The organism is Gordonia sp. (in: high G+C Gram-positive bacteria), from assembly GCF_012515855.1.
Taxonomy (GTDB): Bacteria; Actinomycetota; Actinomycetes; order Mycobacteriales; family Mycobacteriaceae; genus Gordonia.
The window spans coordinates 1-13,008 of record NZ_JAAYXO010000076.1; the positions used below are offsets into that span (position 1 = coordinate 1).

At 68.6% G+C, this 13,008-nt stretch carries 12 protein-coding genes; 6 read left to right on the top strand and 6 right to left on the bottom strand.

Features of this window, described 5'->3' with window-relative positions; translation table 11 throughout:
- Window positions 1–324: 324 nt before the first annotated feature.
- Complete coding sequence (locus tag GX543_RS05340; RefSeq protein WP_290850346.1) at window positions 325–2,220, top strand: ABC transporter permease; 1,896 nt, start codon at window positions 325–327, stop codon at window positions 2,218–2,220.
- A 7-nt stretch (window positions 2,221–2,227) separates the two neighbouring features.
- On the opposite strand, the gene GX543_RS05345 is transcribed toward GX543_RS05340, so the two are convergent.
- From GX543_RS05345 to GX543_RS05360, 4 genes are read right to left on the bottom strand one after another with little or no spacing between them, the layout of a single operon-like run.
- Window positions 2,228–3,238, bottom strand: coding sequence for a nitronate monooxygenase (locus GX543_RS05345; protein WP_290850347.1), 1,011 nt, complete (start codon window positions 3,236–3,238; stop codon window positions 2,228–2,230).
- A gap of 2 nt (window positions 3,239–3,240) precedes the next feature.
- Complete coding sequence (locus GX543_RS05350; protein WP_290850348.1) at window positions 3,241–3,966, bottom strand: GNAT family N-acetyltransferase; 726 nt, start codon at window positions 3,964–3,966, stop codon at window positions 3,241–3,243.
- Entirely contained in the window at window positions 3,963–4,787 is an 825-nt protein-coding gene (locus GX543_RS05355) for a dienelactone hydrolase family protein (protein ID WP_290850349.1), read from the bottom strand. Before GX543_RS05355 ends, GX543_RS05350 begins: the two co-directional genes overlap by 4 nt.
- Entirely contained in the window at window positions 4,784–5,161 is a 378-nt protein-coding gene (locus GX543_RS05360) for a nitroreductase family deazaflavin-dependent oxidoreductase (protein WP_290850351.1), read from the bottom strand. The genes GX543_RS05355 and GX543_RS05360 overlap by 4 nt, the downstream gene beginning before the upstream one ends.
- 91 nt (window positions 5,162–5,252) lie before the next feature.
- Between GX543_RS05360 and GX543_RS05365 the strand changes: the two genes are divergently transcribed.
- Together GX543_RS05365 and GX543_RS05370 are read left to right on the top strand one after the other, a co-directional pair.
- Complete coding sequence (locus GX543_RS05365; RefSeq protein WP_290850353.1) at window positions 5,253–5,948, top strand: TetR/AcrR family transcriptional regulator; 696 nt, start codon at window positions 5,253–5,255, stop codon at window positions 5,946–5,948.
- An 89-nt stretch (window positions 5,949–6,037) separates the two neighbouring features.
- Window positions 6,038–7,204, top strand: a complete 1,167-nt coding sequence (locus tag GX543_RS05370; protein WP_290850355.1) for an acyl-CoA dehydrogenase — start codon at window positions 6,038–6,040, stop codon at window positions 7,202–7,204.
- A gap of 91 nt (window positions 7,205–7,295) precedes the next feature.
- Here GX543_RS05370 and GX543_RS05375 read toward each other — a convergent pair whose 3' ends face one another.
- Together GX543_RS05375 and GX543_RS05380 are read right to left on the bottom strand one after the other, a co-directional pair.
- The gene (locus tag GX543_RS05375; protein WP_290850357.1) at window positions 7,296–8,003 is read right to left on the bottom strand and encodes a TIGR03089 family protein; all 708 of its coding nucleotides are present in this window, start codon (window positions 8,001–8,003) and stop codon (window positions 7,296–7,298) included.
- A gap of 70 nt (window positions 8,004–8,073) precedes the next feature.
- Window positions 8,074–9,861: an LCP family protein gene (locus GX543_RS05380; RefSeq protein WP_290850359.1), complete on the bottom strand. Its 1,788-nt coding sequence runs from the start codon at window positions 9,859–9,861 to the stop codon at window positions 8,074–8,076.
- Window positions 9,862–10,038: 177 nt separating this feature from the next.
- Between GX543_RS05380 and rfbD the strand changes: the two genes are divergently transcribed.
- The 3 genes from rfbD to GX543_RS05395 all read left to right on the top strand — a co-directional run bounded on the left by rfbD (window position 10,039) and on the right by GX543_RS05395 (window position 12,984).
- A complete protein-coding gene (rfbD, locus tag GX543_RS05385; protein WP_290850360.1) occupies window positions 10,039–10,956 on the top strand; it encodes a dTDP-4-dehydrorhamnose reductase in 918 nt (305 codons plus the stop codon).
- Between the two features lie 9 nt (window positions 10,957–10,965).
- A complete protein-coding gene (locus GX543_RS05390) occupies window positions 10,966–11,844 on the top strand; it encodes a glycosyltransferase family 2 protein (protein WP_290850361.1) in 879 nt (292 codons plus the stop codon).
- A gap of 66 nt (window positions 11,845–11,910) precedes the next feature.
- A complete protein-coding gene (locus tag GX543_RS05395; RefSeq protein WP_290850363.1) occupies window positions 11,911–12,984 on the top strand; it encodes an NDP-sugar synthase in 1,074 nt (357 codons plus the stop codon).
- Window positions 12,985–13,008: the final 24 nt, after the last annotated feature.

Here is a 13,008-nt window from a genome sequence, read left to right on the forward strand (position 1 = left end):
CGTCCAACAACGTCTCCCGCGCGCGGTCCCCGTACCGTCCCATCGGTCGCCCTCTTCCTTCGTCGGTGTGTTCTCCGTTATGTCGGCATCGCAATTCTACGCCATGTGTCTTAAAGTGGTTCGGGTACCGAGACGGCCCGAGCGAGGATGAGGAGTGGGGACATGTCACCCCAGGACGAGACACCCCAGGACGAGACATCCCGGGACGAGACACCCCAGGACGAGGCCCAGGCCCAGATCGATCAACCCCAGATGGATTAGGAAGCGCCAGACAAGGAAGCGGCGAAGCGGGCGAGGATCGAATCCATCGCCCGCATCGTCATCATGTTCGCGATGCCGCTGGTGATCGTCGGCATGATGATCTGGGGCTACATGGGTGCGATGCATTCGCCGACGCCCCACGACATGCCGATCACCGTGTCCGTCCAGGGCGCGGAGGCGTTCGCCGAAGCGTTGACCGCGGCCGACGCCGACGCCGTGGACGTCCGGATCGTCGCGGACCCGAACGAGGCGCGAGCCAAGGTGATCGACCGCGAGACCGTGGGCGCGGTGGTGCTCGACGAGCACGGTGCGACCCTGTTCACCGCGAGCGGTGCCGGCGCCTCCCAAGCGGGCATCGTGACGGGACTCGTCACGCTGGTCGCCGTGGTTCAGGGGCTGACGGTGCAGAGCGAGGACCTGGTCCCGCTGCCGCCCAACGACCCCGCCGGTCTCGGTGCGATGTTCTTGACGACCGCGATCGTGATGGCGGGCTACCTGCCGTTGAGCTTCATGTTCTCGAACTCTCCGCACCTTTTCGTCCTCCGTCGCTTCCTGCCGCTGCTGCTGGGGTGGGCGGTGCTGATCGCCGGCGTCCTCGTGCTGGTCGCCGGTCCGATCCTGCACGTGGTGCCCGGCGACGAGGTGCTCCCGGTGATGGGCATCGCCGTTCTGGGCGTGGTCGCGATCGGCCTCGTGCAGCTGTTCTTCACCCGCATCATCGGGGCGATGGCGACGATTCTCGCGATGCTCCTCCTGATGGTCCTGGGCATGCCCAGCTCCAACCTGAGCATCTCGATCTACACGGCGCCGCCGTTCTACGACGTGTTCCACTCGTTCTTGCCGCTGCCCGCGATCGGTGAAGCGCTGCGATCGGTGCTGTACTTCGGTGGGGACGGCGCGGGCAAGCACCTCGTGCTCCTCGGCATCGGCGGGTGCGTCGGACTGCTCCTGACCGTGCTGGTCGATTGGCGTAAGCGTCGAACTTCCCGCTCGGCGACAGTCCGACTGTCCATGCCGTCGCTGCGGGGCGCAGCGCAACCGGATACGCCGTTCTGGCGGTACACCGCATTGCTGTTCTTCCCGCTCACGATGGTCGCGATGATGATCACCGCGATGCTCGGCGCGATGCACTCGCCGACGCCGAAGGAGATGCCGGTCGCCGTCGTCGCGGCACCGGGCCAGGCGCAGGGCGTGGTCGACGGGTTGAACGCCCAGATGCCGGGCATATTCGACATCAGTGTCGTCGACTCGGCGGAGGAGGCGCGGTCGCAGGTCGCGGCGCGCGACGTCGTCGGGATGTACATCGCGATGGGCTGGCTGATGGCGGGCTTCATGGTGATCATCGTCGGGGCGAATGCGGCGCCCGCGAGCAGACCGCTGCCCAAACTCCTGCCGATCATCGGGGCCTATTCGGCGTTCATGTCGGGCGTGATCCTGCTGATCGCCGGTCCGATCACCGGCAGCATCGACGTCGGGCATTCCTGGGACCTGTGGGCGACGGGCGCCATCGCGATCTTCTGCGTGGCGATGTTCGCCACCGTCTTCGAGCGGCTGGTGGGCATGCTGGCGACCATTCCGGTGATCGGCGTACTGATGTTCGTCGGTGTGCCCGCGTCCAGCGGCGCCATGTCGGTCTACATGGAGGCGCCGTTCTTCCGGCAGATCCACGACGTGATTCCGATGGGCGCGGGGGTGGAGGCCGCTCGGTCGATCCTCTACTTCGGCGGTGACACCCTCGGCGCCAGCATTCTGACCTTCGTCGCGTGGGGCGTCGTGTCGTTGATCCTGGTGGCGATCATCGATCGGGTCAAACCCGTGCGCACCACGGCGGAGATGATCGAGGTGCCGCACCCCGCGCTGGGCCGTGCGTATCGCCCGGCCGAGGAGGCCGTCGATCTGGCAGAGGTGGACGAACCTGCCGAGCCCGAGACGTCGGGCGGCGTCACCGTGGGCGCCTGACCGGACCCTACCGGGCGAGCCCGGCGACGACGTCGGCCGCGGGGATCGCCTGCGCGGCGCGGAAACCGATTCCCGCCCAGAGGTTGATCACCTCGGGGTCGGTGGCTCCGGCGCGTCGGATCGCGCCCGTCAACGTGTTGACCTGCGGGTACACTGGTGGCGCCGAGGCGGTGTTGGCTTCGATGAAGTCGTTCACCAGACCGCGCGCGAGCCGTCCGGAGTAGGCCCGCGTGGTCGCGGTCTCGCTGAATCTCGGGTCCACCAGTGCGTCGCGGTGTGCCTGCTTGGTGCCCGCCTCGGGGCAGCGGAGCAGCAGGGTGCCCACTTGGACGGCGACCGCACCGGCCTCGAGGAGTGCGACGACGTCGTCGCGAGAGCGGACGCCGCCCGCTGCGATCACCGGCAGACCGGTCGCTTCGACCACTGCCGCCGTCAACGGGCGCGTCTCGATCGCGGGGTCGTCGTCCAGGATCCGGTAGGTGGCGCGATGCCCGCCCGCGGCGATGCCCTGCGCACAGAGTCCGTCGACGCCCGCGTCATGCGCGATCATCGCCTCCGCGACGCTGGTGACGGTGCCGGCGACGAAGACGTCTGCTCGGTGCAGGCGAGCGATCGTCGCCGCGTCGGCGCAGCCGAAAGTGAACGAGACGACCGGCACGCGTTCATCGATCAGCACCTGAATCTTGCCCTCGAACGAGTCGTCGGTGTACGGAACGGCCTCGGGCAGGTCGGTGCCGAGACGGCGGGCCAGCGGGAGGAGCTGCTCCCGGTAGGCGGCGAAGGCGGCGGCGTCGAACGGGATCTCCTCGGGGACGAAGAGGTTGACGCCGAACGGGGCGTCGGTGAGCGCACGGATCTCGCGGACGACGTCTCGCAACTGGTCGGGGGAGAGATAGGCGCCGCCGTAGAAGCCGAGGCCGCCTGCGTTCGAGACCGCCGCGGTGAGCTGCGGCGTCGAGGTGCCGCCTGCCATCGGGGCTCCGGCGATCCGGGCGTCGAGGTTCTCGAACCGGAACATGGTCACTCTCCTCTCGGGACCCGAACGATGTCCAGGTCGACGGTGCTGCGCAGGACGAAGCCCATCGCTTCGTACAGCTGACGGGCGGGGTTGTCGGCGGTGGTGTGGAGGAACGGGAGGTCCCCGCCGTCCACGATGAGTCGCGCGACCTCGGCGACCAGGGCGCGCGCGAGGCCACGTCCACGGGCGTCCGGGTGGGTGCAGACGGCGCTGATCTCCACCCAGCCCGGCAGGTGCAGCCGTTGGCCCGCCATGGCGAGCAGGCGTCCGTCGCAATCGCGGTAGCCGAGGTAGACGCCCGTCTCGATGGTCCGGGGGAGAAACGGCCCGGGTTTCGTCAGCTCCACGAGGGCGGTCATCTCGGGTACGTCGTCGACGCCGAGGACGGTGAATCCCGGATCTGGAATGTGCCTGTCGGCCGGTCGCGGCTCGTGGCCGACGACCATCTCGCCCGAGTACTGGACCAGGTCGAAGGTCTCGAGGTGCTGCCAGCCCGCAGGCAGCGGAGTACGACAGTCGCGCAGACCGACGGTGTTTCCAGGGCCCGCCAGCGCCGCCAGGTCGGCCCAGTCGTCGTTCGTGAGGCGGCGCGGATGCCCGTAGAACACCGAGACCTCGGGGTCGAACGCGACGATGCGTCCGCGTCGGCGAGCGAAGTGCGACTGCCTGCCGAGCAGGGCTTCGGTGAACGGGTCGTCGAGCGGGCTGAGGTCGACGGAACTGGTCACACTGCCAGCTTTCGCCGGAAGAAGTCGATGATCTCTTCCAAGGTGTCGTGGGTGGGCTCGCCCGGGGAGTCGATCAGGTGCTCGGTGACGACCGAATGCGGCGGAAGCAGTGCGTCGGGGGCCGCGGCGTCGTCGGGCAGCTCGACACCGATGAAGGCCTCGCCCAGGTGCTCGCGGAGAAAGTCGAAGCGGCTGCCCGGCACCATCATGTCGCCCTCGAAGCGGGCGCCCATCACCTGCAGGCCGCGGGCGCAGCGCGCCTGGACAGCGGCGAGGTCGTCGGGCGCGATGTCGATGTTCCGGCGGCGGCCGGGGCTGATGCCGAACGGCAGTGACGGCTGGGAGAGAACCGGTGCCAGCAGGACCGGGTCCACGGCCATCGCGAGGGCGAAGCCCCCGGTCACGCACATGCCGATGGCTCCGACGCCCGGCCCGCCGCACTCGGCGTGGGCGTGGCGAGCCAAGGCGCGGAGCCAGTGCACCACCGGCGAGCTCTTGCCGGTGGCGAAGATGGTGAACTCCCTGCTGACGCAGACTCTTCCGAGCGAGCGGGCCATCAGTGCGCCGACACGAGGCAAGTCGGTGAGGCCGTCGGGCACCGGGTCGGCGCCGTCGATGCCGAACAGCGACGGGACGAACACGGTGCATCCGGCATCGCTCACTCGTCGCGCGAACGCGGCGACCTTCGGCGTGACACCGGGAATCTCCGGAATCACGATCACCGCCGGGCCGGTGCCACGCCGGTAGTAGTGGTGGGTGACGCCGTTGTCGGTGAACTCGCCGCGGGAGAAGTCCGCCAAGACCTCTGCGCCAGGCGTCACGGCTGCTCCACGACCCGACCGTAGAGCACCGTCTTCGCGAGCAGCGCGGGGATCCGGGCCGACTTGACCACGTCGGGCGAATCGGACGGGAGCACGCGGACACCGGCGATCTCGAGGGTCTGCCCGCCGCGTTCCAGACTGAACTCGCCCGCGGCCAGCACGTTCTGGACCCAGTCGGCGTCGGCGCCGTAGTTCAGCGCGATGCTGAGGCGGCCGTCGTCGACGAACGCGAGGACCGGGGTCTCGTACCGGCGGTTGCTCTTGCGGCCGACGTGATGAACCACGCCCCAGGGGGCGATGCGGCCGGCCCAGAGGCCCTGGATCGGGTTGGTGACGTACTTGTTGGCGCGCGCGACGATGCGGGGAACCTTCATACCATCCAGCTTGCCGCATTCGAGCCCGCCGCGTGAGGCCGACCTGCCCGGTGCGTCTGCGGCGGGCGGTCGACTGCGCGATACTGGGCCCATGGTGACGACGGATCTGGTGCACACCGAGCCCGCTGAGTTCCGCATGCATGTGGTCGCCGAATCGATTCGGCTGTTCTCCGAGAAGGGCTACGAGTCCACGCCGGTGGATGAGATCGCCGCTGCCGCAGGAGTTTCCCGTCGGACGCTGTTCCGGCAGTTCCGGTCGAAGGAAGATCTGATCTTCGCCGATCACGAGACGCTGCTGGAGTTGGTGGCCGATCATCTCGCCGACGACTCTCGGCGCGACGGCGACCCGTGGTGGGCGGTCTGCGAAGCCGCCGAGTTGGTGTTCGCGCACTATGCGACGATCCGCGACCTGGCGATGCGTCGCTACCGCGTGGTGTCGCAGGTGCCTGCCCTGCGCGATCGGGAACTGGTGACGACCTATCGCTATCAACGCGTCTTCGAAGACTTCCTCCGGACTGCTCGGCCCGACGTGCCCCGGGTGCGGATCATCGCGTTCGCCGGGGCGGTCACCGGTGCCCACAACTACCTGCTCCGGTCCATGGTGCGCGGTGACGACGGTGCGACCGCCGAATCGCTGCGCCGGGAACTGCGCGCGCTGCGCGGCGTCGTCGACGAATTCGTCGACGGGGAGCAGTCGACGTCCCAGGTGGCCGTGGTGACTTTTCCGCCGGGTGCCACGCCAGACGAGATCGCGGACGCGGTCAGAAAGGGATTGACGCGGCACTGAGTGCCGTGGTGAACTGTAATAGAAGAAAACGACGGCACTCAGTGACAAGCTGGGCGTCACGAGAGCTGCGTGTCAGCTAAGGAGAGATGATGGGCAAGTTCGGAAACCCCGATTTCGACCTCTTCCAGCTTCCGGAGGAGCACCAGGCACTGCGCGAGGCCATCCGTGCGCTCGCTGAGAAGGAGATCGCGCCGCACGCGAAGGACGTGGACGAGAACGCCCGCTTCCCCGAGGAGGCTCGCACCGCCCTCATCGCCAACGGCTTCAACGCCGTGCACGTCCCCGAGCAGTTCGACGGTCAGGGCGCCGACTCGGTCGCCGCCTGCATCGTGATCGAAGAGGTCGCCCGCGTCGACGTCTCGGCCTCGCTGATCCCCGCCGTCAACAAGCTGGGCACCATGGGCCTGATCCTCTCGGGCTCGGACGAGCTCAAGGCGCAGGTCCTGCCGTCGATCGCCTCCGGTGAGGCCATGGCGTCGTACGCGCTCTCCGAGCGCGAGGCCGGCTCGGATGCCGCGGCCATGAAGACCCGCGCCCGCAAGGACGGCGACAGCTGGGTCCTCAACGGCTCCAAGTGCTGGATCACCAACGGCGGCAAGTCGACCTGGTACACCGTCATGGCCGTCACCGACCCGGAGAAGCGCGCCAACGGCATCTCCGCGTTTATGGTGCACAAGGACGACCCGGGCTTCACCGTCGGTCCGCTGGAGCACAAGCTCGGCATCAAGGGCAGCCCGACCGCCGAGCTGTACTTCGAGAACTGCACGATCCCCGCCGATCGCATCATCGGTGAGGAGGGCACCGGCTTCAAGACCGCTCTCGCCACCCTCGATCACACCCGTCCGACCATCGGCGCGCAGGCCGTCGGCGTCGCACAGGGTGCGCTCGACGCCGCGATCGCCTACGTCAAGGACCGCAAGCAGTTCGGCAAGAGCATCAGCACGTTCCAGGGCGTCGAGTTCATGATCGCGGACATGGCGATGAAGGTCGAAGCCGCTCGCCTCATGGTCTACACCGCCGCTGCCCGCGCCGAGCGCGGCGAAGGCAACCTGGGCTTCATCAGCTCGGCCTCCAAGTGCCTGGCCTCGGACGTCGCGATGGAGGTGACCACCGACGCCGTTCAGCTGTTCGGCGGTGCCGGCTACACCACCGACTTCCCGGTGGAGCGCATGATGCGCGACGCCAAGATCACGCAGATCTACGAGGGCACCAACCAGATCCAGCGCGTGGTGATGAGCCGCGCACTGCTGCGCTGACCTCGGTCGCACTTCATCAGCACCAGACGACGCCGTCCCCGCCACCCTTGATCGGTGGCGGGGACGGCGTTGTTTGGTGCGGTATCCCGGATCAGTGCCAGGTGACGGTCGCCTTCTCGGTCTCAGCGATCTTCGCCAGTCGGACGTCGTCGGCTCCGCCGTCGACGTAGACCAGCGAGGCGCCGGCGACGAGCGGAGCGGCGAAGTTGGCGACGATCTCGTCGGCCGTGTGCCATCCCCGGACGGAGAGCACGCGGTCTCCGGGAGCGATGCCCGCGGTGGTGATCGCTGCCGCGGCGGCGAGCACCTGCGACACGGTCACCGTGTCCACGGCGTCGGTGCCCGCGCCGGAGGGGGAGAAGTGGTCGCCGTGAGCGCGGATCGACTCGCCGAAGTCGCTGATGCCGACGGGCAGGTCGCGGACACCCATCGCGAACGGATCCAGGGGCACCACGATGATCTCGTCCTCGTCACGGCCGTCGATGCGGTCGCGGGCGACGAAGGCGGCGCGCTGGTCGGCGAGGTCGTCGGAGAGATCGACGGCCACGCCGGCCCACCACGCGCCGAGGAGGACCGCGGCGGTCTGCCAGTGCTCGGGGAGATCGACCCGCACGCGGTCGCCCGCCACGAGGCCCAGTTCGTCGCGCAGGTAGTTGCCGATCTTGGCGGCCCAGTTGCCGAGGGTCGCGGCCGAGAGTTCGGTGCGCTCACCGGTCGACTCGTTGTAGTAGGTCAGCATCGGGCGCGCATGGTCGGGCGCGGCGGCCAGAATTGCGGCGGTCACCGTGGGGTGATTCATCGACAGTCCTTCACTGTTGGCTCGGGTGGGGCCCATTCGAGTGCGGGCCTGGCGATTCCGGCCGGCCCGGTCAGTTGACGCAGACCGGGCCCTCGGTGTCGGCCTTGATCACTGGTTCTGCGGGTTTGGAGCTGGACGTCTTCGACGGTTCGGCGTCGGAGTCGCTGCTCTCCTCCCCATCGGTCGACGAGATGGCGCCCAAGCCGACGTTGTACGTGTTGGTCAGGACCAGGCGCAGCTTGTCCTCCGGGAGCGAGGAGTCCTCGCGGATCTCGATCTTGCCTGCTTTGAGGTCCTTGACCAGTTGCTTGGCGCCCTCGTTGTCGGTCGAGTCGGCGAAGATCAGCGAGTCGAACTCGTTCATCGGCTTGCTGGAGGTCTTGCCGGGTTCGTAGCCGAGTTTCTCGAGCAGGCGCAGCACATTGGCCGCGAGACCGGTCACGGTGCCGGCGTTGACCACGTCGACCTGGTAGTCGGTGCGCGGATTGGTCGGAGCCGACTTGTTGGAGCGGCCGAGCTGTCGGTCGACGAATCGCTGCACCTCCTGCGGATCGACGCCCAGCACGCTCTGGGTTCCGTCCTCGCTCCACGCCTGGTCGTCGGCGATGGGAATCGTCGTGAACTTCACGTTGCCGCCGGTCATGTCCTTGAGGCTCTCGGCGAACTGGATCACGTCCCAGCCGTCGTCGATCACCACCGAGCGTGACACCGCGTTCTGCAGTTCCTGGAGCTTGGACGGATCCGTGAGGGTCTGCGTCGACAGGATCTTCTGTGCCAGCGACGCCATGTAGACCTGCTGACGGGTGATCCGGTCGAGGTCACCGCGTGGCAGATCGTGACGCTGGCGCACAAAGCTGAGGGCCTTGGGGCCGTCGAGCGTCTGGCGGCCGGCACGGAATCGGGCTCCCGAGTACGGCTCGTTGACGGCGTTCTTCAGGCAGACCTGCACGCCGCCGACGGCATCGGTCAGCAGCGCGAAGCCCAGCAGGCCCACCTCGGCGTAGTGGTCGACGGTGATGCCGGTCAGATCGGCGACGCTGTCGATCAGGGCCTTGCGGCCGGCGCGGGTGCCGTCCGCCTCGGCCTGCTTCTCGGGCGTTCCGTTCTCCACTTCGCGGGCGCGCACGGTCTCGCGCGTGGCGCCGTACGCCGCGTTGATCTTGCTCATGCCCATTTCCGGGACTTCGACGTAGGCGTCGCGCGGGATGGAGATGGCAGTGGCCTTGGAGCCGTCGGTGGGGATGCGGACGAGGACGATGGTGTCGGTGCTGGTGGTCACGTCGCCGCCGACGCGGAGCCACTTCAGCTCCTCGTCGGACAGGGGATTGCCTTTGGCGTCCACGCGGGAATCGGTGCCGACGAGCAGGATGTCGATGGCGCCGTCGTCGCCGCCGCCCAGGTCGAGGTCGCTCAGGAGCGTCACCGCGCTGTTGAGGTCGCGGACCTTGACCCAGCCGAGACCGGTGACGACCAGGGTCGCCACCGTCAGCAGCGCCACCACGCCGCGGCCGATGTTCTTGGGCCGGATCCCGGCGACCGGTCTGGTGGCCCAGAGCTTGAGGGCGTCGCGGAAGCTCCCCGGCGGGGTGGCCGACTGCCGCGTACCGGTTCTTCCGGGGCGGGGCGCCGCCCGGTTCGACGCGGTGCGCCGGGAAGCGGCGTCGCGGTTTCCCGCGGGACGCTTTCGCCGCTGAGCTCCGGTGTGGATCTCCTCGGAGGAGCGGCTGGCGCGGTTGCTCGAACCGGTGTGAGTCGGCGCGGGCCGGCGTCGGCCGGTGTCGCCGACGGGACGACCGGCGTCAGCAGACTCCTGCTGCGACTTCTCCGGCTCCGGCGAACCTTCGCTTCGTGACTCCACCTGTCGCGCTGTCCCTTCGTGTCTGATCTTCGCGGTCGATCTTCCGCAAGAATACTGATCGCGGCGAGGGTTGCCCGGGAGGCGCAGCCGGTGTGGGCTTCGGTGATCTCCGGCACTGATCGTCGCGACTGGGAGGTGCGGGCGCCTCCGCGCAGGCGATGGGACAGGATGGTGGGCATGAGTGATCGCAGGTTCTACGTGATCGGCGCGGCGGGGCAACTCGGGAACCACCTGATCGAGACCGCAGACGGTCGTCCTGTGACGGCGCTGACCTCCGCCGACATCGACCTCACCGACGAATCATCGGTGTGGAGCGCGCTCGCCGAGGTACGGCGCGGCGACGTCATCGTCAACGCGGCGGCCTACACCGCGGTCGACGCCGCCGAATCCGATGCCCGGACGGCGTTCGCAGTCAACGCCGACGGGCCGCGCAGTCTGGCCGTGGTCGCGAATGAGCGCGGTGCTCGACTGATCCACGTGTCGACCGACTACGTGTTCGCCCAACCGGTTCGGGACGTGGCCGGAGAACCGCGACCCTACGAGCCGACCGATCCGACGGGTTCCCCGGCCACCGTCTACGGCGCGAGCAAACTGGCGGGCGAACTGTCGGTTCGTGATGCGGATCCGTCGGTGATCGTCGTGCGGACGTCATGGGTCTTCACCGGTCGGCGCGGCAGTGCCGATTTCGTCGCCACCATGGCGCGGCTCGAGGCCGAGCGGGAGACCTTGCAGGTGGTGGACGATCAGGTCGGCTCGCCCACCTACGCCCGCGATCTTGCGCTGGGCCTGTGGGAGCTGGCCGACGCGGTCGATGGGCCGTCACTGCGTGACGGCGCTCTGCTGCATGCGTGCAATGCCGGGTCCACCACGTGGAACGGGCTGGCCAGGGCGGTTTTCGCGGAGCTGGGATCGGATCCGGAACGGGTGCAGCCGTGCACCACGGACCAATTCCCGCGCCCGGCGCCGCGGCCCGGCTACTCGGTGCTGTCGTCGGAGAGTTGGGCAGCGGCGGGCTTGACGCCGCTGCGGAGCTGGCGTGACGCGTTGCACGCTGCGATGACCGCGCGGTCCGGCGACGACCACCCGCTCCGTTAGTCTGAGCCGGTGACTGCCAGCTTCGCCGTCGTGACCGTGACCTATTCATCGGGCGACTACCTCCACAACTTCCTCCGCACGTTGACGGAGGCGTCGAGCCAGACCCCGCAGGTCGTCATCGCCGACAACGGGTCCACCGACGGTGCGCCGGAGAAGGCCGCGACCGACTACGACAACGTGACGTTGGTCGAGACCGGAGGCAACATCGGCTACGGGGGTGCGGTGAATCGCGGCGTCGCCGAGATCGACCCCGCTGTCGAGTTCATCGTCGTCGCGAATCCGGACGTCGAGTGGTCGCCCGGGGCCATCGACGAGCTCCTCGAGGCGGCGAAGCGGTGGCCGCGCGCGGCGAGCCTCGGACCGCTGATCACCGAACCGGACGGCAGCGTGTACCCGTCGGCACGGAGCGTCCCCGACCTGGTGTCCGGCACCGGTCACGCGGTCCTCGGCGCGGTGTGGAAGTCCAATCCGTGGACGGCGGCGTACCGCAACGACGACGCCGACCGCACGGAATGTCCCGTCGGCTGGCTCTCCGGCTCGTGCCTGCTGCTGCGTCGCGCGGCCTTCGACAACATCGGCGGCTTCGACTCCCGCTACTTCATGTTCATGGAGGACGTCGACCTCGGTGACCGTCTCGGCAGGTCCGGATGGCTGAACGTCTTCGTGCCGAGCGCCACCGTCATGCACGCCAAGAGTCATTCGGTGAGCAAGCATCCCGAGAAGATGATCCCCGCACACCATGCGAGCGCTTACCGTTTCAATGCAGACCGGAATCCGGGTCCGCTCCGAGCCCCGCTGCGGCTGGCGCTCCGCGCGGGTCTGGCGGTGCGTTCGAAGATCGCCGTCGCGGCAGCCGTCCGCGAACAGAAGCGCGCAGGCCAGGCGTGAGTGACAAGTGTCGATGCATGCGTGTGCCTCGAGGGGCGCGCACGTGGAAGTAAGGAAGGTTCACCCGTGACTTCACCAGTTCAGGCACTGGTCCTTGTTGGCGGAAAGGGCACCAGACTGCGGCCGCTGACCCTCTCGGCGCCCAAGCCGATGCTGCCGACGGCAGGCGCCCCGTTTCTGACCCATCTGCTCTCCCGGATCCGTGAAGCGGGGATCACCGACGTGGTGCTCGGCACGTCGTACCAGGCGCAGGTGTTCGCCGACCACTACGGTGACGGCGCCGACCTCGGCCTCAACCTCACCTACGTCACCGAGGACGTTCCCCTCGGCACCGGCGGTGGCATCCGCAACGTCTACGACGCGCTGACCGCCGACACTGTGCTGGTGTTCAACGGCGACGTGCTCGGCGGCACCGACATCCGCGATGTGCTCGACACCCACCAGAAGTCCGGAGCCGAGGTCACGCTGCATCTGGTCCGCGTCGGCGATCCGCGTGCCTTCGGCTGCGTGCCGACCGACGCCGACGGTCGTGTCACGGCGTTCCTGGAGAAGACGCAGGACCCGCCGACCAACCAGATCAACGCGGGCACCTACGTCTTCAATCGTTCGGTGATCGGCGAGATCCCCGCAGGCCGCGCGGTCTCGGTGGAGCGCGAGGTGTTCCCGTCGCTCCTGGCTCAGGGACGCCACATTCACGCCCACGTCGACGACGCCTACTGGCGCGACATGGGCACCCCGGAGGATTTCGTCCGCGGCTCGGCCGACCTCGTTCGCGGCATAGCGCCGTCGCCCGCCGTCGCGAAGCCGTGCGGTGAGTCGCTGGTGCTCGAGGGCGCCCAGGTGGCTGCCGACGCCGTGCTGATCGGCGGAACCGTCGTCGGTCGCGGGGCCCGGATCGGGTCGGGCGCACGTCTCGACGGCGCAGTGGTGTTCGACGGCGCAGGCGTGGAGGCCGGCGCGGTGGTCGAGCGCAGCATCATCGGCTTCGACGCCGTCATCGGCTCGCACGCGCTGGTCCGCGACACAGTGGTCGGCGACGGCGCCAAGGTGGGGGCGCGCTGCGAACTGCTGCGCGGCGCCCGCGTGTGGCCGGGCGTCGAACTGCCGGACAACGGGATTCGCTTCTCGACGGACGTTTAGGCAGATCAACGGCGGAAGGCGTCT

Excerpts from the sequence above, each read along its gene's own strand:
- GX543_RS05340 (WP_290850346.1), top strand. The coding sequence starts at position 325 with ATGTTCGCGATGCCGCTGGTGATCGTCGGCATGATGATCTGGGGCTAC.
- GX543_RS05345 (WP_290850347.1), bottom strand. The coding sequence starts at position 3,238 with ATGTTCCGGTTCGAGAACCTCGACGCCCGGATCGCCGGAGCCCCGATG.
- GX543_RS05360 (WP_290850351.1), bottom strand. The coding sequence starts at position 5,161 with ATGAAGGTTCCCCGCATCGTCGCGCGCGCCAACAAGTACGTCACCAAC.
- GX543_RS05365 (WP_290850353.1), top strand. The coding sequence starts at position 5,253 with ATGGTGACGACGGATCTGGTGCACACCGAGCCCGCTGAGTTCCGCATG.
- GX543_RS05370 (WP_290850355.1), top strand. The coding sequence starts at position 6,038 with ATGGGCAAGTTCGGAAACCCCGATTTCGACCTCTTCCAGCTTCCGGAG.
- GX543_RS05375 (WP_290850357.1), bottom strand. The coding sequence starts at position 8,003 with ATGAATCACCCCACGGTGACCGCCGCAATTCTGGCCGCCGCGCCCGAC.
- rfbD (WP_290850360.1), top strand. The coding sequence starts at position 10,039 with ATGAGTGATCGCAGGTTCTACGTGATCGGCGCGGCGGGGCAACTCGGG.